The sequence below is a fragment of the Candidatus Poriferisocius sp. genome (assembly GCF_965202595.1).
Lineage (GTDB): Bacteria > Actinomycetota > Acidimicrobiia > Acidimicrobiales > Bin134 > Poriferisocius.
Genome location: NZ_OZ241836.1, coordinates 2,812,647 through 2,834,805, shown reverse-complemented (window position 1 = coordinate 2,834,805; position 22,159 = coordinate 2,812,647). Strand labels below are relative to the sequence as shown.

Sequence of the window (22,159 nt, the reverse complement as noted above, 5' to 3'; positions counted from 1 at the left end):
AATGCTTTTCCGGTTCAACCATGTCCTGCTGACTCCAACCATCGTTCGGCATCGATGGCTGCCATGCAACCCGATCCTGCCGCAGTCACTGCCTGGCGGTAGACATCGTCTTGCACATCGCCGCAAGCGAAAACCCCCTCTATCTCGGTGCGACTGGAATCGGGTTTGGTTATGAGGTATCCGTTCTCCTTGAGTGCGAGCTGATCAGCGAACAGGTCGGTGTTGGGCCGGTGACCGATGGCTATGAACAACCCGGTCACATCTAAATCGGATGTCTCGTTGGTGAGCGTGTTACGAACCTCAATTCCGGTCAACTTCTCCTCGCCTCTGATTTTGGCTACCACATGGTTCCACAGGAACTTGATACGATCGTTGGCAAAAGCCCGATCTTGCATGATTTTCGATGCTCGTAACTCGTCTCTTCGGTGTATTACAGTTACTTTTGAGGCAAATCGAGTCAAAAAAATGGCTTCTTCTAGGGCGGAGTCCCCGCCTCCCACTACGGATATATGTTGATTCCGGAAAAAGAACCCATCACATGTTGCGCAGGTGGACAGGCCATGACCGATGAGCCGTTCCTCAGCCTCCAACCCCAGCATGAGCGGTTTGGCTCCCGTGGAAATTATTATTGCCCATGCTTGATGGGTGGGTTCGGCCCTAGTGGGATCACCTATCCAGACACCATGGGGTGGACCTGACAGGTCGACCCGGCTGACTTTTTCGGTGATCATTTCTGCACCGAACCGCTGAGCCTGAGCTCGGAAATGCATCATTAACTCCGGTCCCATCACCCCGTCGGGAAAACCGGGGTAGTTCTCCACCTCGGTTGTGAGCATAAGCTGGCCCCCGGGTTGGTCGCTGGTGGACGACGGTTCGCCCTCGATGACCAGGGGAGAGAGGTTTGCCCGGGCTGAGTAGATGGCTGCGGTCAATCCGGCCGGTCCTGAACCGATGATGATTGTTTTGTGGATGTTCTGGTTGGTCATGCGGCTTTACCGGGACATCTTGACCAGGCGAAGGTGCCCAGTGAAACGAACAGCAGGCCGAGGATACCGTGAGCTGCCCATGCTTGTCCGGTAGCTATTTCCAAACCTCGTACTGCTGCGACAATTCCTAAAACCAGCACGATGAGCAGGGGAAATGCCCCAAAAACTAGGTAAGCAAAAACACGGCTGGCATTTAGGATCGGTCCAGTGGTGGCATCATGGACCTTGTCCACACTGCGGATAACGATGTCGGCAGCCTGCTCGGACCAGTTTTCGGACAAGCCTGGTGGAGAAGCAGTTGTCGCCTCGTTGTTCGGTTGGACAGGACTGACCATGACCATCCAGATTATCGTCAGTTCGATTCGGATTGGTTGTTGAGGGACATATCTCTTGAGTTGGACTGTTCCCCCCTCCCCCCAATCTCAGGTCGGAAGGGAGATTTTGAGTACGGAGTCAAGGTTGTGACAATCGGGTGGCGGTGTTGTTCGAGTGAGAACCACAAGGTCGTTGTTGATGTACACCGATACTTCGGTTTCGGTGCCTTCCACTAGAACGGTGAATCGTGCAATCAGTTCGAGTTCAGGTTCTTCCTCGAGCAGTAGCGGGCAACTAGTGCTAGAAACGATAGGAATCTCCTCGTCCATGTTGTCGTTCTGTTCATGGCTGTAATTGTTTGCCAGCCAAACCGCATAAGTTTTGAGATCAGTCAAAGTGTCGAACCTCTGAGGAACTTTTCCAGGTGTTGGCATGGTTTCCCCTATCTGGTCTTCCTCAGGCTGATGGTATGCATTCATACCTGTACCCTCATCCATGGTCCCCTGGTCGTCAGATTCCCAATCTCCGGTAGCAATTTCTTCAGATTCGGGACTATTGATCACTGGTCCCCTGCTGTCCTGTGTGAAAAAATCTAGGTTTTCTGGTGGCTTTTCATCAATTTCAGCATTTTCAAGCACTGTAGCCGAGGTTGATGGGTCTATTCTCGTTTCTGTTGCGAAAGAATCACCAGTATCACTGTTGTTCTTTTGGATTACTCCCAAGCTCACAATGGTGATGGCGGCAACCACTGCAGCGGTGGCCAGGACGACTCCTACTCGCCGGGGGGTTAGCCGTCGCCGGCGTGTGCTCTCCAGAGCCATCACCGGGGTCCGATGAGTCAGTGCTTGGGCAATCATTCTATCTCGCACCTCGCTCGGGGGAGGTTTCACTGGAGTAGCCATCTGGGTCTTGATGGTTCGGAACTGCTCAACCCGAGCCTGCAACCGGGGGTCACTGCTCACCAGGGTAACTTCTTGCATCGTGGCCTCTCCATCTAAATAGGCAGAAGCCAAATCATCCAGTTCTTTTGGAGTCATTTCAGTGTGGTCGTCATTCATGGTTTTCTCTAGTCTGACGTTCAGCAGGGTGGTCTGGGTTCCCGCTCAATAGTTCAAACAGGCGTCGACGCCCCCGAGAGATGCGGGACCGTACCGTCCCGGGGGGTATTCCCAACTCTTCGGCAATCTCCTCATAGCTCATGTCCAATTGGTCGCACAGCACTACGGGTACCCGAAATATCGCGGGGAGCTGAGCCAGGGCAGCTTCAAGGTCTAGCCGCTGACTCACCGATTCCTCCACAAGCTGCGCCTTGATCTCCAGGGACTGCTCCTCTACCGGGGCTGGCACCGGGCGCCTACCCCGTTTTCGCAGGTCATCAAGACAAGCGTTGACCACTACCCGATGCATCCAGGTGGTGAACTTGGATCGCCCGTCAAAGCGGTCGATTCGTCGCATCAGGATGATAAGTGCCTCCTGGGTGGCATCAAGAGCATCGGCATCGTTGCCGGTCAATCGACGGCAGAGGGCGTAGATCTGGTTGTAGTGGCGGCGGAGGAGGGCATCGAGTGCTGTCTTGTCGCCCCTTTGGGCGTTCCGGACCAGTTCCGTGTCATCAGTCGTGGGTTGGATACTCCGAGATTACCCACTCTTCATCAACTATTGGTTGCACGGGGCTTTGATTATATGAAGTTTGAGCATGCAATTGATACGAAGGTGGTTCTTCAACGTCTTCTCGTTCGTCCTGTGGATCCAAGACAGTGGGAGATGTTGTAAGTCGCTTGTACAGTTGCAGCAGATCTGGACTGATAAGATCATTGACCTCGAACTTGTTGCTCTCCCTCCTCAACAAACCTACCAACTCGGCCATGACTTGGCGTGCCTCGGTGGGGTTACCAGTTGCCGCTCTCAGTCGCCAGTAGTAACACTGTTCACAAATGCCCACTAACCGGAGGCTGGTCAGCGCGGCGCGTCGAGCCCCTTCGGCATCACCGGAAACTATACACCTCTCGGCCAATTCGTGGGCTGCTGTGTCTACCATGCAATCAATATAAGTTCGCAATCCAAAATCAGCCCATCTATACAAGTTTGTGGCACCACCAGTGAATGGAGTTCCTCTAACTAATTGCAAAGCTTTCTTTAGTTGCTTTGTGCCTTCTTCACTAGTATCACTGCGGGCCGCGGCAATGAGAGTTTCAAATTGGCCCACATCGGTTTCCACCTCTGGCCGCAACTGGTAGATTCCCTTTGAATTAACTCTGGGTAAGTATGGCTGTCCATCGCTATCAACTCCTAGTGCTTTACGAGCCCGGCTTACAGTATTGGAAAAAGTCGATTCGGAGGGTGGATCATCAGGTGGCCAGATATGGGTCTTGAGCTGGTCACGGTCCGCTCCTTCTGGGTGAAATGCGAGGTAGACAACTAGATCAAGCGCTCTACGCGAAGCAAAGGGTTGAAGTGTTCCCAGTATATCCACAGTCCCTAGCACCCGTACTTCTATGTTCATTAGTGATTGTTCAAGCATTGAAGTAGATTTTTCTATTTCTGCTTCTTCCTGTGTTGGTGCTGTTTCCAACACTGCATCATGAGTACTTTTAGCAGAAGACACCATTTCAGCAATCATAGTGACAGCATTATCAGATAAGCCATGAGGTTCTAACTTTAGCCCGATTGGTTCTAATAGTAAACCACTGTCATCAAATTTACCTGTCCAAATTGCATCATTTAATCCATGGCCAACAATAGAAATTGACGGATCATATATTTCTAAAAAACGACGGGCTTCTCCTTCAGTTAGTTTGTCAGGAATTAAAACCACCACGGGGTGATGAGATTTATTATTATCAGTGCTTGTGTAATCAAACAAAAAATCATCTCCAAGTATAGCTTGATTCTGGCGCAGTTGGTATATGATTTTTTCAATTGCAGATGACACATCATCTACACATATAATTCTTTCAAATTCACTCAAATCTTGAGCAAAACCTACACATATGACTGTAAGTAAATCAGCTAAATGGCTGCTAGCTAGCTGAATTGCTATAGCCTTACACATATCTTTAATCGCCTGTGAATCACCTTTTAGATTTAAAGTACTTGTATGTTCAAGGTTAAGTAAGAATTCACCATTAGGTCCTTTACCAAGAGTAACTAAGGTGGGAAGAGCTGGAGAAATGCCTTCAGCTTCTTTCAAAAGATATTTTGGTGTCATGTTTTTTGATAATTTCCAAATACTGTTATCTTCATTGGCAATAAATCCATTGGGTGCTTTGGTTGGTTTACTCAGCAAGATCGACACGCTATTTGAATCTATATTTACTCCAATTATCTCAGGTGATGGGGAATTATTAGAGAACAATATCCTTAGCGATGCATCCAAGAAAATAGCGCTATCATGCTCTGATATAGTTTCTAGTTGTTGTTCTATTTGAAGAGTTTCTGTGGTAGGTAAAATTGGTATACGTTTATTTGATAAGTGCTGAGTATAGTTACGTCTAATTCTCGCTAAAAACCAAATGAGACTGCTAGTGAATATACCAAGACCACCGACAATAAAAGCAACTTGGGCATTGAAAGTTGATTCTTTCTCTAGTTCAATAGTAGAAGGAACATTAGTAACTACAACTGGTTTAGCTTCGGTATAAGCCATAACAGGAGCAGTAAATTTTATTAACTCTTCTGATACTTCAATAGGCAATTCTGGGTTTAGTAGTACTTCACTTTGGTAGTTATCTACAGGTATAGTAAGTTCCCATCCAGGCACTATAATATTGGGATCATCAATAATATCCCGGTTTGAATTAAAAATTGTAACCCATTTTTCGGGATCATTAAAGTATTGATTTGCTAGATTCCACAATGTGTCTCCCTCCTGTACAGTAACTTTTGTGGAAGAAAGTTTTATCGAGGAAGAGTTAGTTTGATTATTCTTTTCAATAATTATATCCTCATTAGATTTAGTTTCTTCTAAACGATGTGCATCAGCAGGCATGACTAGTTCCCAACCTAACTGAAGTCGAGCTGGATCAGTAAGTGAGCCTCCTACTGCCTGAACTCGTTGGTGGTTGAGCACAAAGATTTCTGTCCATCTATTTGGGTCACCTAAGTACTGCTCAGCCAATACTCGCAAACTATCTCTTTGTTGAACCGTATGTATAAGTGGTTTTATCTCGACTAATTCCTCATCTAATGAAGTATTAATTCCATCCACCTTGTTTTTGAAAGAACTAGAGGTATTCATATTCTCAATCGAAGGGCTCCACAATTTATCTTCATCTAATTCAATACTTGTTGGATCAAGCAATTCCTGGTTATTTTCTGTAGCTATTCCTGGATTTTGTACTGAAAATGTAATTACTAAAGCTGTACTAATTATTCGAGATGAAAATCGTTGTATAAATTGAGGTATGAATACAACTCGAGGTGCAAGTCGTCCATGAAAGTGAGACCAAAGTTCAACCCCTACTCCGATTAGTATTTGTAACCATAGAATCCACAAGATACAAGAGATTGATTTTAAAATCAAAGCTGAAGGGATTGTCCCAGTTTTGAAGGCAGCAGATACCTTTGTGATTGATGGAATACTTTGGGGTAGTGGCCATCCCACTCCCACAATCAGTAGTATTGGTATACCCACCAACACAATAGTGAGTAATGCTGTTGAGAGTAAACCGTACACCAATTCAGTACGATATTTTTCACCAAAATTCATAGGTCTTCTCCTGTACGTATACCTCTTACAGCGCGAGCAGTAGCGCTACCAATCACCTGTCTTGACTTGATTCCTAGTATTGAGAGGATTTCAAGAGGTTGAGTCAGCCGGACAGTTATTGTTATTGTATCGTTTTTTACTGACATTGACCAGTCAGTGTATTGGCCAAAATATTTAGAGACGTTTGCCTCAGCTAAAAACGAGTCTATCACTATTTGTTCTTTGTTGTCATACATTGCTCTGGTTGATAGTGATTGGGCACCAGCCCTAGCTGCTTCTAATGCCAAAGTCGAAGCTTTCCGTCTAGCATTCAAAATTTGTGCTCCGTCATAAGCTAGTCCTCCCAACAGTATTAAGATAGGAGTAAGAACTAAAAAAATTACAGTTACTTGCCCTCGTTGTTTGTATTTTATTGAGTAGTTATCACTGGAGTATGTAATAAAGAGGTGTTGTTGCATGATTAGACCATTCCACCCCTGTAGTAATCTACTATTGAAGTTGAATTGGCATTGATTGTCTGATATCCAGGAATTGTCAGTAAAGTTAGATCCGATAATTTAATTGTACAAGATATTTGTATTTTTACTTTTCCTCCGGGCGATAAATCCATTTTTTGAATATAAATTTTAGGTCTATTGTGACAAACTATTTCTAATTTATTTAGAGCAGATTCAATATAAGTAATAGCAGCATTTTTAGCTGCTAAAGTTGTTTGATATTGGGTAGCAATTCGAGCAGCATTGCGAGCTGTACTTGTTAATTTACTTTCAACAACTCCTATACGGCCAGCGGCAATTACAAAAAATAAAAGTAGAATCATAATCGGAGTCAAAACTGTTAATCCTATTATACTACTACCTTGGTTTGGTATACCATTGACTAGTGAATACTGTAAATTTTGGTTTTTCATCTTTGATTTTCCGCTATAAAAATTTCACGAGGTCCTGATGAAGTAGATGAAATTTTTGGAATATATCCAGGAATCAGTGACTTTACAGTAGCTTGCACTGTCACAGATAACTGTGTAGGATTAGTTTCAATTGTAATATCCACATCTGATAATAAACTTCCTCCACTTGTCCCAATAACTGATTCAACTACTGATCTTGCTGCTGCTTTTGTGCCTGTTTCACTTTGTCCAACTTGAGCACCATCTTGAGTAGCTGCATCGACTATAGCTTGTGCGTGGAAAATTAGTGCAGCTTGTATGATCATAGTGATCAAAAATATGGCGATGGGGACTGTTAAAATAGTAGTAGTTATTTCACCTCGCTCGTTTTGCATTTTTTGGTATAGTTTTACTATCAATGTTCAACTAATTTTACTAGTTTGACTGGAAATATAGTTGGTGATAACTACACCTGCAGCCACTGCTGCCACAATTAATACAGCAATGATAATAACTGTCGAAGTAACATCACCTTGTTCATTTTTCCATATTTTTTGGATTTGGTTTTTAAAATATGATTGTATTACTGTATGAAGAGCAATTATAATTTTCATTTGTACTTCCTATAAGTTATTGGCCAATAATAGCAGCAAAAGCTGGATAGCTAATCAGTCCTAAAAAAGCAGTGAATAAAAGTACAATAGGGAGTGACATACGTTCTGTAGCTCGTTGTGCTTCAGTTTCAGCTTCATTCAAGGCTCGCTCTCTCAAACCTTTGGCTTTTGTGTGCAGAGATGATCGCACTTGAGACCCAGAAGTTCCAGCCAGTAAAAACCACGTTCCTAACTCCTCTAAATCTGCTGATCCAAGATCTCTACCTAATTTTTCCAATGAAATCCATAATGGTTCGTTAGCTCGTTGTGCTTGCCTTAGTGCTTGTTCTATTTTCACAAATCCCCATGCTTTGCCATAAGCTACGGAGTCAGTCAATGCTTTTTCTATCCCTGATCCTCCCGCTAAATGTAAACCTACTAAATCTAAATAAGTGCTAAGTTGATGACGTAATTCTTGACGATAATTGCGGGCTTTTCTTTGGAGAAGTAAGTCAGGTAATAAAAAAAGTAATCCTCCGATTAATATTGACATTGACATCACAAATACAGGAGATATCCAAATTTGATTTAACCAGGCAAGAAGCCATATTAGTACAGGTAAACCTGCTCCAAAAATTAATGTTTCAAGTTTCACAATTGCTAACTTCTCTAAGCTTTGATTAGTAATTTTTAAGTCATGCTCAATTTTGTGTTTATGTAATCCAAAATGTTTGAAGCACTGTCCCATAATTTCACCGACACTATCTTGAAGTGTTTTTGTCTGAAATTTATTTTCAGTTAATTGGTTTAACTTCATTAATCTATTTTGCAATGGTGCTCGAGGAGGAAATAATCCCCAAAAAGCTATAGTAAAACCAATTCCAATCATGGTACCAAGTACTACACCAATGGTCATAGTTTGAGATCACTGGTTGTTTTTGAATTTACAAAAGTTTGATGAACATTAAGAATACGAGGCTGGGTATTAAATTTACTCATTTTTATTAAGCTACCACCAGACCCTATAAATAGTCCACCAATGATAGCAAGAGCAATTTGCCCTGATATAGAATTGAAAGGTGCCAAGTATGATTTATTGAAGCCAACCATACCCACTGAAAATATGACTATCACCCCAGCAATAAAACGCGCTGAAGTGAATTGGCGTGTTCGAGATGCTTCGATTCGTAGCCGCATTGAGACTTCTTGACGAGTATTATTTGCAAGTTCGGTTAATAATTCTTGTAAGGTCCCTCCTTGATTGCCTGCTGCTATCCCAAGAGTTATTGCCACATTGTCGGCTATGGCATGATCTGTCTCATCAGCAAATTTAGCGAGAGCTAGGGGAAGTGATTCTCGTTCAGCACGAGCAGCTAGTTGTCGAACTTGGGGTCGTATAGCTGATGGTGCTGTGAGTGCAGTTGCCTTTAGTGTTTCAATAAGTCCTGGTGCTGCACTGATTGTGTCCCGTACCATCTCTGTCCAAGTAGCTAAGGCTATCATACGTTCGGTTTCTTGCTGTCTATTTGCTCTTGCACCCCATATAGCTGGTGAATAAAATCCTACTATACCTATAATTAAACCAGCAACTACCCATCTAGTTAGTACAAGAGTAATAAAAAATCCTGTACCAGCTAAGGTTGAACAGAGTAGAAGTGAAGCTGTATCTATTTGTAGCTTATTCAAAAGATTAAAGTTGGGATAGCTAAACTCTAGTTGGATCCCTCGCCAGCCCAAAGCAGTGATAAATATTCCACTTCCTAAAGAAGCTCCAAGTAGTGAAGCAATCAGTAAATTCATTAGTAATTCAACACCTTTGGATCTTGTTCTGAGACAGTTGATTCAAAGCCAACACTAGTTAGTCGTTCTCGAGTGGAAGATTGTAAAAGAGTATTCAAGTCTGATGAATTGGGTCCAAACACTTCGGTACTGCTTACTTCACCCATTGAATAACCAATGACTTCTCTGACTGATATTACTTGTCGATGACCATGACTATCCTTGCTTAGATGAACGACAAAATTTATGCTTTCTGCAATCATACGATTAGTGACTTCTACCGGTATACGCTCTGAAGATCTTAAAGCATAAGTGGCAATTTTACTAAATGCTGCTTGAGAGGAATTTGCATGTATTGTACACATGGATCCATCATTTCCAGTAGATAGTGCTGCTAACATATCCACTACTTCTGGGCCTCGTACTTCACCTACGATCAACCGGTCAGGTGACATTGCTAGTGCATTGCGTACCAACTGCTGCATAGTTATCTCACCTAATCCTTCAATATTAGCTGTTCGGGTTTCTAGTTCAATTACATCACGATGGCGATTAGGGTCAGCAGCTAAACTCAATTCTAATCGGTCTTCTATAGTAATTAACCGTTCATCAGGGTGACAGGCATTTAGAAGAGCTCGTAGAAGTGTTGTCTTTCCTGCGTTGGTTCCACCGCAGATTATGATGCTCATTCGAGCTTGTACTACAGCCCATAGAAAGTTTTGGAGTGCTTTGTCAAAGGTTCCTGATTTACACAGATCATGTAGCGTAACTTGTTCATGGCGATGTCGGCGAATTGATAGGGCTGGTCGTTCTGATACTGACATAACTGTATTAAGACGAGACCCATCTGGTAATTTCAAATCAAGAAATGGGTTAGCAATATCAAACCGACGCTCATTGCGACCTAATCGAGCTGCTGCTTTGCGAATCAATGCAACTAGTTCATTGTCTGACTTAGCAATAGCTTTGGCTTGTCGCTTGACTCCATTGGCATGGTAAACCCAAACTATGTCACATCCATTTGCATTAATATTTTCAATTGATTCATCAGCCAATAATCGTTCTACTGCCCCAAGGCCAAATAAGGTTGCCAAGACTTCATCAACTATGTTGGACTCTTCAATATGATTCATCGGAGGTAAGAACGCTTTTACTCTTTCTGCGGCGATGACATCGAGAGCTTCTAGGACAAACTGTCCTGCTAGAGCTTGTTGTTCAAGTCGAGTATCCGATTGGGTTGTTTCAACCTGTTCAAGTTTTTGAGTAACCATGGTTAGGACTCTGTCTAGAAGTGATTGGTTTATCATTGGTAGTTTAAGCTGCTATTCTAGTGTTTACTGAATTTTGCAAACGGTAGTTAATACGATGAACAAGTTCGTTTAGAGTTCGCCACAAAAGCAGTCGACGGTGGCGTCGATTGCTGGGAAACCCACCGCTTAATACTTGGACCACTCTGGGTTCATAGGCCATGACACCTAGGAGATCCACTTGGGCTGCTTTGGCCATCTCTGTTGGAGGGTATGGTCGATCCCCCACACAAACCAGTGCTGTTGGAATGTTTTGGGCGATCATCCTTCTTGCCTGGTGGACAAGAGGCACAAGTTGGTCAAAATGAGGTCGGACAACGAGTATCACCAAATCGCAGCGCCTAACCAAGTCGGTAGTCGGGGAGTAAGGTCGTACTCGCCCGATGTCAATCACAAGATCAATTTCTTTTAGGTGGTCGAGGCCGTCCACCAGTTGCTTGCTTATCGATCCGAGTACTAGAGAGGTAGTTTCTCCACATCCAGGAGCTACCAGGGCAGGTAGTTGACCGGCCAGTAGTTGACTGTTTCTTTGTAGTCGATCGATTGTTACTTCATGACGGATTGCGCCTGAGAACTCCACCAAAGATGGGGCAAGACTCAACCCGAAACGGGCTGCCAAAACCCCACCATCACTATCTGCTTCGATCAACACTGCCTGCCGACCTGTGGTTGATTCCCATAAGAAACCAAGGCCAACCGACAAACTGGTAACACCCGGGCTAGCCTTTGCGCTGCCCACCGCGATGATGCTCATTGAACTGCTTTGATCATCGTTGGCTGCTGATTGGGTTCATTACCTGGTGATTGGTGTTCCTCAGGTAACAGGATTAATCGTAGTTCCTTGGCTGAGGCAGCTTTTCCTATGGACTCAGCATCGACCGCGGAGACCAACAAAGATAGAAATAGTATTTTTCGGCCTGATTCCAGCATTTCGTTGACTTCAGCCACTGTGGCCCTTGTACTACGGGTGATAGTGGAAGGAGTGCCTCGATGGCTCTCACCAGTAATGTCGGGTTCAGGGCTCTCGCGGGTAAAGATTACTCCCACAGGTTGACCGGGGCTGAGGTGGGCAATCGGGTATTCACCCGGTTGGAGAACGACACCAACAATGGCCATATCTGGTTCGATCGGGGATCTTGTCGATAGCAGCCCGGGGTGAAGGATCGCCCCTTTTGGAATGGTGGCCTGGACGGTGTAGCCCACCACGGACTTCAAGTCCGACATCGGTACGAATCTTGCTCCCTGGCCACCGGCGACTTCGACCGCTCTCAGGTCGTCGATTTCAATCGTTGTGCCGGTGGGGATGTCTCGACCGGCCACGGCCACAGCGGTGCGCTTGCTCAGTGAAGAGGCCCAGAGGGCGAAGATGATCGCCGCTGTGAGAGTTACGGTCAGCCCGAGAACCACCCAGGGGAGCTGGTGCCGACGATCCTCGCTTGCCACTCGCATGGTTTGTTACCGGAAGGTCGGGGAGGAAGCCGTGAGATGGCTTCGAGGTTTTCAGTCTGTCACATCTAATATGTGTGAAGCAAGGGGTATTTCAAATATTTTTAATGTTCACGGTTGGGCTGGTACTGGTAGATGTGGGGGAGCTGGCGGTAGCGCTCACCCACATCCAGGCCGTAGCCAACAACGAAATCGGGGGGAATGTCGAAACCCACGTAGCGCAGGCCGAGATCCTCATGCTGGCGGCCCTTGCGCACCAGGAGGGCGCACACCTCGAGGCTGGCCGGGTTGCGGGCCTGGAGGTTCTTGCGGAGGTAGTTAAGGGTCAGCCCGCTGTCGATGATGTCCTCCACCAGCAGTACATCCCGGCCGCCCAGGTCCAAGTCGAGATCCTTGACGATTCTCACCACACCGCTGGTACGGGTGGAGCTGCCGTAGGACGACACCGCCATGAAGTCGAACTCGACCGGCAGGTCGATGGCCCGGGCCAGATCGGCCATGAACATGAAAGCACCCTTCAATACCCCCACCAGCAATGGGGCCCGACCCTGGTAGTCGGCGGTGATGCGGTCCCCCAAATGGTTTATACGGTCCCTCAGCTTGTCATCGGAGATCAGAATCGGCCCGGGATCGCCATTGCTGTTCGGTTCTTCTGGGGACACAGCGGTCAACCTAGTGGTGCTCATCTACTCAGGCCGAGCCGTTGGGCGGATCGGGAGATCCTCCAGCCGCCACCCACATCCGTTGACCGGGACTGGTTCCGAGCTACTGCCAATACTCGATCAATGGTGGCGGCATCGGGTGGGTACCGGCTGCCGGTCTCACTTTGGATCCACCGCCGTAGAGCCACCTGGGCCAGGGTTTCGGGAGCTTCGGCTACGGCGCGAGCATCGGTGGGGTCAATGGTTGTGGCCAATTGGTCGAGCAAGTCCCGGAGGTTCCCCATCAGCCCGGCGCTGCGGGCGATGATCGGTACCACGTCCCGCTTGGCGATGTCGCACAGGAGGGGTAGCAGTTCGTGACGGATGCGGTTGCGGCTATGAGTGGGGTCGAGGTTGGACGGATCCTGGACTGCTTCCAGCCCTAGGGAATCGCACAGGGCCCGAGTCTCGTGCCGGCGGATAGCCAGCAGCGGGCGCCGGGTGGGATCGATACCGGCCAGCCCGGCCGGCCCTGCTCCCCGCATCAGGTTCAACAGTACCGTTTCGGCCTGGTCGTCGGCGGTGTGCCCGGTGAGTACGCCCTCGGGCAACACTCCGTAGCGGGTCATTCGGGCCCGGGCCTCCAGATTGGGTCCGGGCTTGCAGTTGGCGGTACGGGTCTCGAACGCCGCGCCCCAGCGTTTAGCTGTGGAGGCCACCACCTCGGCCTCGGCAGCCGAATCCGGACGTATCCCATGGTCAACATGCCAGGCGGTAACCCGGCACCCGGCCTCGCGGGACAGTACCAGAAGAGTCAGAGAGTCCGGTCCGCCCGACACTGCACAATCCACCAGGGTGCCGGCGGGGGGAAAGGTGCAACGGCCCAACAACTCGGGGATCACAGGAATTGACCTTGCCTATTCGGTCGGGTTCCGGTGTATCACAGGCCTTGCCTATTCGGTCGGGTTCCGGTGTATCACAGGCCTTGCCTATTCGGTCGGGTTCCGGTGTATCACAGGCCTTGCCTATTCGGTCGGGTTCCGGTGTATCACAGGCCTTGCCTATTCGGTCGGGTTCCGGTGTATAGCAGACCTCGCCGGTGGCTCGGCGCTGGCTTTCAGGCGGCGGGGGTGGGAATGCTGCTTATCCGGTCGATCCATTTTTGGGGACTGCGAATCTCGGTCATGGTGGGTAGCCGATCAGCCGATTCCCACACCCGGTTCAAGAAATCGGGGCCGGCATGGACCTCCACCGTCTCTATGAATGCCTCCCCGGCGGCGTACTGATTCAACTTGGCTTCGATGCCGATGATGCGTTGCACCAGCTTAGCCAGCCCCGTGGCCGAATTACGGCGGTGGCGGAGCACTCGGGCGAACCGCCGGGCATCGGGGATGCGAGCGGCCCCAGCCCGGTCCATGGTGATGTCGCCGTGACCCTCCAGAAGGCTCATCATACCGCCGATCCGGTCCAGAACTGCCTTCTGTTCGGGGGTGGCCAGCAGGGCGGGAAGGCCTCCGTCGGCCAGGGGATCCTCGCCTTTTCGACGGGCTTGGATCACTTGCCTGGCCACGGTCCTGAAATGCTCAAGGTCGGGTTCGGCCGCGTCCAGGGCCTCTTCCACCAGGCTGAGAAAGTGGGGTCGTAGCCATTCGATTCCGGTGAACTGAGCCCGGTGGGTGGTCTCGTGCAGAGCCAGCCATAGCCTGAATTGGTGGGGATCGAAGCCATACTTGTGCTCCAGGGCCATCACGTTGGGGCCCACGTAGTACAAGATGTCCTGATCCTCGGGGCGGTCGTCCTCGGTTATGAGCAAGTCGTACTGGCCCAGCACCCGGGTGGACATCCAGCCCAGCACCGCTCCCAACTCGGTCCCGCTCACCCCCCGGGCCACCGGGGTGAACCACGAGTGCGACACTCGCTCGGCCATCTTGTGAGTGATCGGTCGCAGCAACCGCTGGAAGGATGCCACGTTTACCTCCACCCATCCGGCTCGGGTGGTTACCCGAGCCCTACCGGCACCCGACATCGATCGTATTCCGGTCTCGGCGGCCACCAAACCCTCGGCCTCAGCGGTTAGATCGGTGAGTTCGGGGGCGAGGTTGCGGTAGTGGTAGGAGTCGAGGAACGGCTCGTGCCCACCGACCCGTTTGGCAACCCTCTCAGCCAGCTTCCAATCGACCGGTTCGACCGGTGTTACCACCGGGCGTTACCTCTGCTCGACGGCATCGGTGACAGCCCCGAGATCGCCGTGCTGTTCGGTGTGGTTGTTCTCACTGTTGCTGCCCGCGTTGTCGTTCCGCGGTTGTCGAGGCCCGTAGCGGGGCCCGATCACCTTGGTGACGTAGCCGACAATGGTGGCTATAACCAAGGGAACCGTCCCCAGCACCAACAGCAGGGCAATCCACCAATGCCACACCACTGCGGCCATCACATCCATGCCCCTACCCTAGGCCACTTGCTGACGGCGACTCCACGCCGGACCCCGACCAGAATTCGGTGAGAGCGGAAATCCCGGGCCTTGGCCAGCAGTGCCGGCCTCCGGCTGGAGGGGTGATCGAACACTCGGGACCGCCTGAGTTGGTTGGTCGCAAGTTCTGGATGTGTGGGTCATTTGGTTGGTCGCAAGTCCTGGATGTGTGGGTCATTTGGTTGGTCAGAAGTCCTGGATCTCCAAGTCATCGAGCACGACGCGTCGGAGGCTCTCGGCGATGCGGATTTGCAAGGAAGCAGGAGCTGGCTCCCGGCAGACCTGGCTTATGGTCATCTTGAAACGAATCTCGGTATCCAGAATCTGTAGGCAGGAGGAGCAGCCGGCCAGTTCGGTTCGCGCTTGGCCGATGCGATCCAGATCGGGTCGGCCGTTCAGTGCTCGGGTGACGAGTTCACGGAAATAATCGCAATGGTTGGGAACCCCCATACAGTGCTGATTCCTGGTCATTGTCATGCCTCCAAGATTCAGGCACCGGCCGGAGCCGGTGTCCTATCAAGCTCGGACTTGTTCACCCAACCCCGAGCCCGCCCGAACTCCAACAACCGCTTCTGTAGCGTTTTTCTTCCCCGGTGGAGCCTGCTCATTACCGTTCCGATGGGAATGTCCAGAATCTCGGCTATCTCCTTGTAGGCAAAACCTTCCACGTCGGCCAGCAATACGGCGATCCGGTATTCCTCGGGCAACGACTCCAGGGCATCCACAATCTCCGATTCGGTGATCCGTTCCATCAGTACATCCTCCGCGCTGGCCCCCAATGCCGCTCGGGTGTCGCCCCCCAGTCGCTGGTGCAGGTAGAGATCCTCCACCCCGGCCAGGTCCACCGACCTCGGCTTGCGTTGCTTGCTCCGGTAGGAGTTGATGAATGCGTTGGTGAGGATGCGGAACAGCCAGGCCCGCAGGTTGGTGCCCTGATCGAAGCCACCGAATCCCCGGTAGGCCCGCAGGTAGGTCTCCTGCACCAGATCCTCGGCATCGGCTTTGTTACGGGTCATCCGCCGGGCCGCCGAGTAGAGCTGATCCATGTACTCCATGGCCTGGTCGGTGAAAGTAGCTTGGTCGGCCATGTCGGAGTGAGTCTACCGCTGGGGTTGTTGGTCCTCGTCCACAATTAGTAGGTCTTGGTCGGCCATGTCGGAGTGAGTCTACCGCTGGCGGTCTTTCTCGGTGGTCGCATCCTGGGTCTGCTTTCTGTCCCTAGCCCCCCACTTGCTCCTTCCACGGAACGTGTTTGTCCACCCGGGGTTCGGGGGGCAGGTCGAGCACTCTTTCGGCCATATTGTTGCGATGCACCTCGTCGGTGCCCCCTCCGATGGAGCCCCAGAACCGGTTCAGGGCTTCGTTGCCCCAAACTTTGGTGTCTTCGTGGTCCCCGGCCACCCCGAAGCCGCCCAGCATCCCAACTCCCAGATTGCCACGATCTCGACGGCTCTCCGACCAGTACACCTTGAGCACAGAGCCGTCCAGGTCGGGTTGGCGCCCCCGGCGGAGGCTTTCCTGCAACCTGCGTCCCATCACATCCAGCAGCTTCTCCCTGGTGTACGCCCGGGCTAGTTCCTGACGCACCATTGGCTCCCGGATTTTCCCCCATCTTCGAGCTAGCTCGATCAAGTTGGCTGTGCTGTCGGCCCGACCCAGACCCCCGCCGATCATGGTGGACTCGTTGGCCAGCACCAGCCGGGCAACCGACCATCCCCCGTTCACCTCGCCGACCACGTTCTCGGTTGGAATCCGAACCTCGTTCAGGAACACCTCGTTGAAGTGGGCTGATCCATTGATCGTTCGGATTGGTCGGGGCTCTACGCCGGGAGTGGTCATGTCCAGCAGAAAGAAGGTTATGCCTTTGTGTTTGGGGGCATCGGGGTTGGTGCGGGCCAGCAGGATTCCCCAATCCGACAGGTGGGCCGAGGAGTTCCATACCTTCTGCCCGTTCACCACGAACTCGTCGCCGTCCGGTTCGGCCCTGGTGGACAAGTTGGCCAGGTCCGACCCGGCACCGGGTTCGCTGAACAGTTGGCACCACACCATATCGCCCCGCAACATTGGCCCGAGGTGCCGGACCTTTTGCTCCTCGGTCCCGAAGTGGCCGATGGCCGGGCCGGCCAGGGCGATGCCTGCGGCCAGGAAACCGCTGGTGACATCGAACCGGGCGACCTCCTGCTGGAAGATCTGTTGCTGCCACCGTTCACCCCCCCGACCCCCATGGTCGATGGGCCAGTCGATGGCGGCCCAACCTCCTTCGTACAGTTCCCGCTGCCACTGCCGGCATCGATCCATGTAGGCCTTCTCGGCGGCAACGTCAAAATGGGTGGTCCGGGTGGACCAGCCATCACCATCACCCCACAGCGGGGCGCGAGCGGTCAGCCAAGCCCGCGCCTCGGCTCGGAAGGCAGCTTGTTCTGTGGTGTCTTGAGGGTGTTTGGTCCGTTTTTCCATGGGACAACGATACGGTAGGGCTCGAGGTTTTTCGGCGGGAGGAGTTGAATGGCCGACGACGGATACGGGGTCAGAGAGGGTGAGGTGGAGATTGAGCGCCGCAGGCTGGCACTGCTGGCCGAGGCTCGGGATTCCCGTTCTCGTCGCATTCTGGATAGCACCGGATTGAGCCCGGGTTGGCGGTGCTGGGAACTGGGTGCGGGTTCGGGGTCGCTGTCGGCCTGGCTGGGCCGGCGAGTCGGACCTGGTGGCACGGTGTGGTCCACCGACACCGATCTCCGGTTCCACCGGGAGGTTCTTCCCAACGTGGTGGTGGAGCAGCACAATGTGGTTCACGATCCCGTACCCACGGGAGCTTTCGACCTTGTTCACGCTCGGGCTGTGCTCCAGCACCTGCCCGAGCGCGACCGGGTGATGGAAACCCTGTGGGCTGCGCTGGTTCCCGGCGGTTGGCTGGTGGTGGAGGACGGCAACTTCATGGCTTTCGGCGAGCAGGCCCTGCCCGAGCCCTATGCCACCGTCCACCGCTATGTGTCCTCGGGTACCCTCAACGAGTGGCGAGACCCCGACTACGGGATGCGCCTGCCCGGCCGATTTCGTGATCTCGGTGCCACCGATATCGACATCATCGGCGATGTGTGGGCCATGCGTCCCGGCGAACCCGGCGGGGAGTGGTGGTTCCTGGCTCTGGACAGGGCCATACCCCGGCTTGTGGATGCCGGGTTGGTTACCGCTGAGGACGGCGAGAAGGCTCTGGCTCAGGTTCGTATGCCCGGATTTGTCATGATGAGCACGGTCTCGATTGCCGTGTTCGGCCGAAAACCTCCGGACCCCCATATTTAAGGAGAGATAGATGGAACCATTGAATTTGTGGAGTGCTGCCACCTACGACCGGGGAGTGCCCTACGAGTACTTCCGCTACCTTCGGGACAGCAAGCCGGTGGTCTGGCAAGAACATCCCAGATGGGGAGGTTTCTGGAGCGTTACCCGTCATGTTGATGTGCAACGGGTGTCGCGAGACTCCGAGTGCTTCAGTAGTCAGCCCAACCCCTTCCTGCTGGAGGATCAGCCACCGTCCACTTATGACGAGGCCACATCGGGAATGCTCATAAGCCTGGATCCACCTGATCACACCAAGATGCGCAAGCTCATCAACCGAGGGTTCACCCCTCGTCGGGTACGCGATCTGGAAGGCAGGATTCAAGCCACGGTTGATCGTCTAGTGGATCAGGTGTCAAACCGGCGTGGCTGCGAGATGGTGGGTGACATTGCAGTGGAGCTACCGCTTCAGGTAATTGCCGATCTGGTGGGGGTACCCGAGGAGGATCGCCACCAGATCTTCCATTGGACCGAGGTTACCTTCGGTTTCGATGAGCGATTCAGCCCCGAGGAGCGGCACCAGGCCAGCGTGGACATGTTTGCCTACGCCGATCGAATGTGCGAGATCCGCAAGAACGAGCCTCACGATGACCTCATCAGCGTGCTCATGGAGGCCGAGGTCGACGGGGAATCGCTGAACCAGCTCCAGATCGATGTGTTCTTCATGCTTCTCCAGAACGCCGGCTCCGAAACCACCCGCAACCTGATAACCACCGGCACCCTCGAATTGATCCGTCACCCCGAACAGATGCAGATGTTGCGGGACGATCCGTCGCTCATCCCCAACGCCATAGAAGAGCTGCTGCGCTACACCACGCCGGTGATGCAGTTCGTGCGCCGCCCCCGCTACGACACCGTGGTGGGGGATCAGGAGATCAAAGCGGGCGACCCGGTTGTTCTGTGGTACGTGTCGGCCAATCGGGACGAAAGGGTGTTCGACAACCCGAATACCCTGGACATCACCCGGGATGCCAGCCAGCACGTGTCCTTCGGTGCCGGTGGGCCCCACTTCTGCTTGGGGGCATCGTTGGCCCGCCTGGAGTCCAGAATCATGTTCGAGGCCATCGTCGATCGTTTTGATGGATTGGAGCTGGATGTGGACGATCCCGATTCCTTGCCCAGGTTGCACTCCAATCTCATCGATGGTTACGCCGAACTCCCTCTGCGCTGGAGAGCGGTCAAGCCCGCTGCCTGAGGGGTTTACCGGGGGAAACCCGACCCTCGGGCCATATTTGTTAGGTGTACTTGACAACTTAGGGTGGGTTACCTTAGGGTTCTGCGGTCATGGGCAAGAAGATGACTTCAATGGTTCGGCGAATTGCGGTTCTTGTGGTTTTGACCCTGGTTGTCGCCGCTTGCGGTGGCGATGCCGGTGGCACCCGGTTGGATGGGGTTGCGAGCACCATCCATGATGGCCCATGCGTCGACGGCAACGGTTCCTCGATCACGGTCTACTCCGGTCGCAGCGAGAACCTGATTGACCCGGTTCTGAAGGCATTCACCTGCAAGACCGGGATCTCGATCCGGTCCCGGTGGGGTTCCTCGACCGATATGGCCCTCCTGCTGGACACCGAGGGTGATCGCACCGAGGCCGATGTTTTCATCTCCCGATCACCCGGTCCGGTGGGGTTCCTGGAGGCCAAGAACCTTCTTGCTCCGCTCAACTCCGATGTGCTCGAGTTGGTGGCTGATCAGCATCGAGGTGCCGGCGGCACTTGGATCGGGTTCTCCGGTCGCAAGCGGGTGCTGGTCCACAACATCGACAGGGTGTCGCCGGCCGAATTGCCCGACTCGGTGTTCGATCTGACCGAACCCGAGTGGAGGGGCCGGGTAGCCATTCCGGCCACCAACGGATCGTTCCTCGACTGGTTCACCGTGTTCCGGGACCAGTACGGCGACGATGCCGCCACCCGGTGGTTGGATGACATGGTGGCCAACCAGGCCCGCTATTACCCCAATAATCGCGCCATTGTGGAAGCCGTCTCCCGGGGTGAGATCGATGTGGGTCTGGTGAACCACTACTACAACCACCAATTGGCGGCGACCGGTGGGCAGGACCATCGGGCGGCCAACCACGGTCTGGCCGGCGACGACATCGGTTCGCTCCTGATCATCACCGCCGCCGCCATGACTGCGGGTGCCGACGATCCCCAGGCGGCCCAGAACCTCATCGCTTACTTGCTCTCACCCTCGGTGCAGCGCTACTTCACCAACAACACTTACGAGTACCCCCTGGCCGATGCGGTGGAGCCCAATCCGGTACTTCCTCCCCTGTCCGCCCTGTCCGTCGGGTCGGTTGATTTCGACGCGCTCGGTGGTGGCTTCGAGGGCAGTGAGGACATTATTCAACGAAGCGGGATAGCCAATCAGTAGGGGGTCCACTAACGTTTCCTCGTGGACATTGACTCACTTGACCTGATATCCCCGGAGCGCTACGGCGCAAACGGTCAACCTCATGAGTCATTGAGTTGGCTCCGCCAGAACTCTCCCGTGCATTGGTGTGAATCCGAGGGTTTTCAGAATTTCTGGGCCATTACCCGCCATGCCGACATCATTGAGGTTTCCACCCAGCCGGAGCTGTTCAGCAACGAGGCCGATGGGATTGTGGTGCTCAGTGACGAACAGGTTGCCGATCAGCAGAACGGGCGGAGCGTCATCGGCGACATGCGGACAATCATCAGCATGGATCCGCCCGATCACAGGCTCTACCGCAAGATTGCCAGCGGCTTCTTCACCCCTCGGGGTATCAGCCGGCTCGACCAGATCGTCCACGACAGCGCCAAGGCTCTGCTCGACAGCCTGGGTGATGAGGGAGAGTGCGACTTTGTGGATCTCATCGCCCAGCGGCACCCGCTGCGGGTACTGGCCACCATCTTGGGTATCGACCGTGATGATGAGGAACGCCTGCTGGTATTGACCCAGCAACTTCTGGCCGGCGACGACCCCGACTACCGGCGCAAGGCCGGGAGCCGCTACGAGGCCAGCCAGGAGGTGGGCATGGAGTTCTACGCCATGTTCGACCGCATCATCAAGGATCGCCGAGCCAATCCCACCCAGGATCTGGCTTCCATGCTGGCTCATGCCCACCTCCCCACCGGTGAGCCTTTGGGGGAGATCGAGACCTTTGGTTATTACCTCATAGTGTTCGTGGCCGGGCATGACACCACCCGTAACGCCCTGTCGGGTGCGTTGGAAGCATTTCTGGCCTATCCCGATCAGCTTCAGAGGCTGCGGGAACACCCCGATCTGGCCAAGGACGCGGTCGAGGAAGTGGTTCGATGGGCCACCCCGGTCAACTATATGAAGCGTACTGTGATGGCTGATGCCGCCGTGGCCGGCCAACCGGTCAAGGAAGGGGATTTCCTGATGCTGCTCTACGCCTCGGGCAACCGTGACGAGACCGTGTTTGACAATCCCCATGACTTCGACATTGGGCGCCATCCCAATCGCCATCTGGGCTTCGGCTGGGCTGAGCATTATTGTTTGGGAGCCCATCTGGCCCGAGCCAGCACCCAGGCACTGATTCAGCAGCTCGCCGAGCGGGTGATCGAGATCGAGGCTGCGGGACCGGTTGTTCGCACCGTGTCCAACCTGATTGTCGGGGCCAAACATCTGCCGGTGCGCTACAAGCTCCGTCCCGCGGCTTAACCCGGGCTCCTGCTCTGTCACGGTTGTAATCACCATGAGCACCA

Annotated in this window: 25 protein-coding genes; 4 read left to right on the top strand and 21 right to left on the bottom strand. The window is 52.5% G+C overall.

Annotation, left to right across the window (positions count from 1 at the left end; genetic code table 11):
- Window positions 1-14 precede the first annotated feature (14 nt).
- The 21 genes from trxB to ACOGXC_RS12680 form a co-directional block, all read right to left on the bottom strand.
- Entirely contained in the window at window positions 15-986 is a 972-nt protein-coding gene (trxB, locus tag ACOGXC_RS12780; RefSeq protein ID WP_419918556.1) for a thioredoxin-disulfide reductase, read from the bottom strand.
- Window positions 983-1,327 carry a hypothetical protein gene (locus tag ACOGXC_RS12775; RefSeq protein ID WP_419918555.1) on the bottom strand — a complete coding sequence of 115 codons (345 nt, stop codon included), beginning with the start codon at window positions 1,325-1,327 and terminating at the stop codon, window positions 983-985. Before ACOGXC_RS12775 ends, trxB begins: the two co-directional genes overlap by 4 nt.
- A gap of 81 nt (window positions 1,328-1,408) precedes the next feature.
- Window positions 1,409-2,359: an anti-sigma factor family protein gene (locus ACOGXC_RS12770; protein ID WP_419918554.1), complete on the bottom strand. Its 951-nt coding sequence runs from the start codon at window positions 2,357-2,359 to the stop codon at window positions 1,409-1,411.
- Complete coding sequence (locus ACOGXC_RS12765; RefSeq protein ID WP_419920083.1) at window positions 2,352-2,903, bottom strand: RNA polymerase sigma factor; 552 nt, start codon at window positions 2,901-2,903, stop codon at window positions 2,352-2,354. Before ACOGXC_RS12765 ends, ACOGXC_RS12770 begins: the two co-directional genes overlap by 8 nt.
- Window positions 2,904-2,913: 10 nt before the next feature.
- Window positions 2,914-6,009 carry a LysM peptidoglycan-binding domain-containing protein gene (locus tag ACOGXC_RS12760; RefSeq protein ID WP_419918553.1) on the bottom strand — a complete coding sequence of 1,032 codons (3,096 nt, stop codon included), beginning with the start codon at window positions 6,007-6,009 and terminating at the stop codon, window positions 2,914-2,916.
- Window positions 6,006-6,467 (bottom strand): TadE/TadG family type IV pilus assembly protein, encoded by a 462-nt coding sequence (locus tag ACOGXC_RS12755; RefSeq protein ID WP_419918552.1) that lies wholly within the window; start codon window positions 6,465-6,467, stop codon window positions 6,006-6,008. Before ACOGXC_RS12755 ends, ACOGXC_RS12760 begins: the two co-directional genes overlap by 4 nt.
- Before the next feature lie 2 nt (window positions 6,468-6,469).
- Window positions 6,470-6,919, bottom strand: coding sequence for a TadE/TadG family type IV pilus assembly protein (locus ACOGXC_RS12750; protein ID WP_419918551.1), 450 nt, complete (start codon window positions 6,917-6,919; stop codon window positions 6,470-6,472).
- Window positions 6,916-7,293, bottom strand: a complete 378-nt coding sequence (locus ACOGXC_RS12745) for a TadE family protein (protein ID WP_419918550.1) — start codon at window positions 7,291-7,293, stop codon at window positions 6,916-6,918. Before ACOGXC_RS12745 ends, ACOGXC_RS12750 begins: the two co-directional genes overlap by 4 nt.
- Window positions 7,294-7,320: 27 nt before the next feature.
- Window positions 7,321-7,512 (bottom strand): hypothetical protein, encoded by a 192-nt coding sequence (locus tag ACOGXC_RS12740; protein WP_419918549.1) that lies wholly within the window; start codon window positions 7,510-7,512, stop codon window positions 7,321-7,323.
- Between the two features lie 16 nt (window positions 7,513-7,528).
- Window positions 7,529-8,407, bottom strand: coding sequence for a hypothetical protein (locus ACOGXC_RS12735; protein WP_419918548.1), 879 nt, complete (start codon window positions 8,405-8,407; stop codon window positions 7,529-7,531).
- On the bottom strand, window positions 8,404-9,291 hold the full coding sequence (locus ACOGXC_RS12730) for a type II secretion system F family protein (RefSeq protein ID WP_419918547.1): 888 nt from the start codon (window positions 9,289-9,291) through the stop codon (window positions 8,404-8,406). The genes ACOGXC_RS12735 and ACOGXC_RS12730 overlap by 4 nt, the downstream gene beginning before the upstream one ends.
- Complete coding sequence (locus ACOGXC_RS12725) at window positions 9,291-10,541, bottom strand: CpaF family protein (protein ID WP_419918546.1); 1,251 nt, start codon at window positions 10,539-10,541, stop codon at window positions 9,291-9,293. The genes ACOGXC_RS12730 and ACOGXC_RS12725 overlap by 1 nt, the downstream gene beginning before the upstream one ends.
- Before the next feature lie 43 nt (window positions 10,542-10,584).
- On the bottom strand, window positions 10,585-11,331 hold the full coding sequence (locus ACOGXC_RS12720) for a hypothetical protein (RefSeq protein WP_419918545.1): 747 nt from the start codon (window positions 11,329-11,331) through the stop codon (window positions 10,585-10,587).
- The gene (locus ACOGXC_RS12715) at window positions 11,328-11,984 is read right to left on the bottom strand and encodes an SAF domain-containing protein (RefSeq protein WP_419918544.1); all 657 of its coding nucleotides are present in this window, start codon (window positions 11,982-11,984) and stop codon (window positions 11,328-11,330) included. The genes ACOGXC_RS12720 and ACOGXC_RS12715 overlap by 4 nt, the downstream gene beginning before the upstream one ends.
- Window positions 11,985-12,127: 143 nt before the next feature.
- Window positions 12,128-12,709 carry a hypoxanthine phosphoribosyltransferase gene (gene hpt / locus ACOGXC_RS12710; protein WP_419918543.1) on the bottom strand — a complete coding sequence of 194 codons (582 nt, stop codon included), beginning with the start codon at window positions 12,707-12,709 and terminating at the stop codon, window positions 12,128-12,130.
- The gene (gene tilS, locus ACOGXC_RS12705) at window positions 12,706-13,566 is read right to left on the bottom strand and encodes a tRNA lysidine(34) synthetase TilS (RefSeq protein WP_419918542.1); all 861 of its coding nucleotides are present in this window, start codon (window positions 13,564-13,566) and stop codon (window positions 12,706-12,708) included. Before tilS ends, hpt begins: the two co-directional genes overlap by 4 nt.
- Before the next feature lie 215 nt (window positions 13,567-13,781).
- Window positions 13,782-14,864, bottom strand: coding sequence for a zinc-dependent metalloprotease (locus tag ACOGXC_RS12700; protein ID WP_419918541.1), 1,083 nt, complete (start codon window positions 14,862-14,864; stop codon window positions 13,782-13,784).
- Between the two features lie 6 nt (window positions 14,865-14,870).
- A complete protein-coding gene (locus ACOGXC_RS12695) occupies window positions 14,871-15,101 on the bottom strand; it encodes a hypothetical protein (protein WP_419918540.1) in 231 nt (76 codons plus the stop codon).
- Between the two features lie 216 nt (window positions 15,102-15,317).
- Window positions 15,318-15,581: a hypothetical protein gene (locus ACOGXC_RS12690; RefSeq protein ID WP_419918539.1), complete on the bottom strand. Its 264-nt coding sequence runs from the start codon at window positions 15,579-15,581 to the stop codon at window positions 15,318-15,320.
- Between the two features lie 38 nt (window positions 15,582-15,619).
- Window positions 15,620-16,219, bottom strand: a complete 600-nt coding sequence (locus tag ACOGXC_RS12685; RefSeq protein WP_419918538.1) for a sigma-70 family RNA polymerase sigma factor — start codon at window positions 16,217-16,219, stop codon at window positions 15,620-15,622.
- 130 nt (window positions 16,220-16,349) lie between these two features.
- Window positions 16,350-17,588, bottom strand: a complete 1,239-nt coding sequence (locus ACOGXC_RS12680) for an acyl-CoA dehydrogenase family protein (RefSeq protein WP_419918537.1) — start codon at window positions 17,586-17,588, stop codon at window positions 16,350-16,352.
- Window positions 17,589-17,636: 48 nt separating this feature from the next.
- On the opposite strand from ACOGXC_RS12680, the gene ACOGXC_RS12675 reads away from it, so the two are divergent.
- From ACOGXC_RS12675 to ACOGXC_RS12660, 4 genes are all read left to right on the top strand, one after another.
- Window positions 17,637-18,431 (top strand): class I SAM-dependent methyltransferase, encoded by a 795-nt coding sequence (locus tag ACOGXC_RS12675; RefSeq protein WP_419918536.1) that lies wholly within the window; start codon window positions 17,637-17,639, stop codon window positions 18,429-18,431.
- A gap of 10 nt (window positions 18,432-18,441) precedes the next feature.
- Window positions 18,442-19,662, top strand: a complete 1,221-nt coding sequence (locus tag ACOGXC_RS12670; RefSeq protein WP_419918535.1) for a cytochrome P450 — start codon at window positions 18,442-18,444, stop codon at window positions 19,660-19,662.
- A 110-nt stretch (window positions 19,663-19,772) separates the two neighbouring features.
- Entirely contained in the window at window positions 19,773-20,840 is a 1,068-nt protein-coding gene (locus ACOGXC_RS12665; protein WP_419918534.1) for an extracellular solute-binding protein, read from the top strand.
- A 117-nt stretch (window positions 20,841-20,957) separates the two neighbouring features.
- Window positions 20,958-22,115 carry a cytochrome P450 gene (locus ACOGXC_RS12660; protein WP_419918533.1) on the top strand — a complete coding sequence of 386 codons (1,158 nt, stop codon included), beginning with the start codon at window positions 20,958-20,960 and terminating at the stop codon, window positions 22,113-22,115.
- Window positions 22,116-22,159 lie beyond the last annotated feature (44 nt).

Coding starts and splice junctions, on each gene's coding strand:
- ACOGXC_RS12665 (WP_419918534.1), top strand. CDS start 19,773: ATGGTTCGGCGAATTGCGGTTCTTGTGGTTTTGACCCTGGTTGTCGCC.
- ACOGXC_RS12740 (WP_419918549.1), bottom strand. CDS start 7,512: ATGAAAATTATAATTGCTCTTCATACAGTAATACAATCATATTTTAAA.
- ACOGXC_RS12725 (WP_419918546.1), bottom strand. CDS start 10,541: ATGGTTACTCAAAAACTTGAACAGGTTGAAACAACCCAATCGGATACT.
- ACOGXC_RS12695 (WP_419918540.1), bottom strand. CDS start 15,101: ATGGATGTGATGGCCGCAGTGGTGTGGCATTGGTGGATTGCCCTGCTG.
- ACOGXC_RS12720 (WP_419918545.1), bottom strand. CDS start 11,331: ATGAGCATCATCGCGGTGGGCAGCGCAAAGGCTAGCCCGGGTGTTACC.
- trxB (WP_419918556.1), bottom strand. CDS start 986: ATGACCAACCAGAACATCCACAAAACAATCATCATCGGTTCAGGACCG.
- ACOGXC_RS12670 (WP_419918535.1), top strand. CDS start 18,442: ATGGAACCATTGAATTTGTGGAGTGCTGCCACCTACGACCGGGGAGTG.
- ACOGXC_RS12675 (WP_419918536.1), top strand. CDS start 17,637: ATGGCCGACGACGGATACGGGGTCAGAGAGGGTGAGGTGGAGATTGAG.
- ACOGXC_RS12685 (WP_419918538.1), bottom strand. CDS start 16,219: ATGGCCGACCAAGCTACTTTCACCGACCAGGCCATGGAGTACATGGAT.
- ACOGXC_RS12760 (WP_419918553.1), bottom strand. CDS start 6,009: ATGAATTTTGGTGAAAAATATCGTACTGAATTGGTGTACGGTTTACTC.
- ACOGXC_RS12770 (WP_419918554.1), bottom strand. CDS start 2,359: ATGAATGACGACCACACTGAAATGACTCCAAAAGAACTGGATGATTTG.
- ACOGXC_RS12750 (WP_419918551.1), bottom strand. CDS start 6,919: ATGAAAAACCAAAATTTACAGTATTCACTAGTCAATGGTATACCAAAC.
- ACOGXC_RS12775 (WP_419918555.1), bottom strand. CDS start 1,327: ATGGTCATGGTCAGTCCTGTCCAACCGAACAACGAGGCGACAACTGCT.
- hpt (WP_419918543.1), bottom strand. CDS start 12,709: ATGAGCACCACTAGGTTGACCGCTGTGTCCCCAGAAGAACCGAACAGC.
- ACOGXC_RS12755 (WP_419918552.1), bottom strand. CDS start 6,467: ATGCAACAACACCTCTTTATTACATACTCCAGTGATAACTACTCAATA.
- ACOGXC_RS12690 (WP_419918539.1), bottom strand. CDS start 15,581: ATGGGGGTTCCCAACCATTGCGATTATTTCCGTGAACTCGTCACCCGA.
- ACOGXC_RS12680 (WP_419918537.1), bottom strand. CDS start 17,588: ATGGAAAAACGGACCAAACACCCTCAAGACACCACAGAACAAGCTGCC.
- ACOGXC_RS12730 (WP_419918547.1), bottom strand. CDS start 9,291: ATGAATTTACTGATTGCTTCACTACTTGGAGCTTCTTTAGGAAGTGGA.
- ACOGXC_RS12735 (WP_419918548.1), bottom strand. CDS start 8,407: ATGACCATTGGTGTAGTACTTGGTACCATGATTGGAATTGGTTTTACT.
- ACOGXC_RS12745 (WP_419918550.1), bottom strand. CDS start 7,293: ATGCAAAACGAGCGAGGTGAAATAACTACTACTATTTTAACAGTCCCC.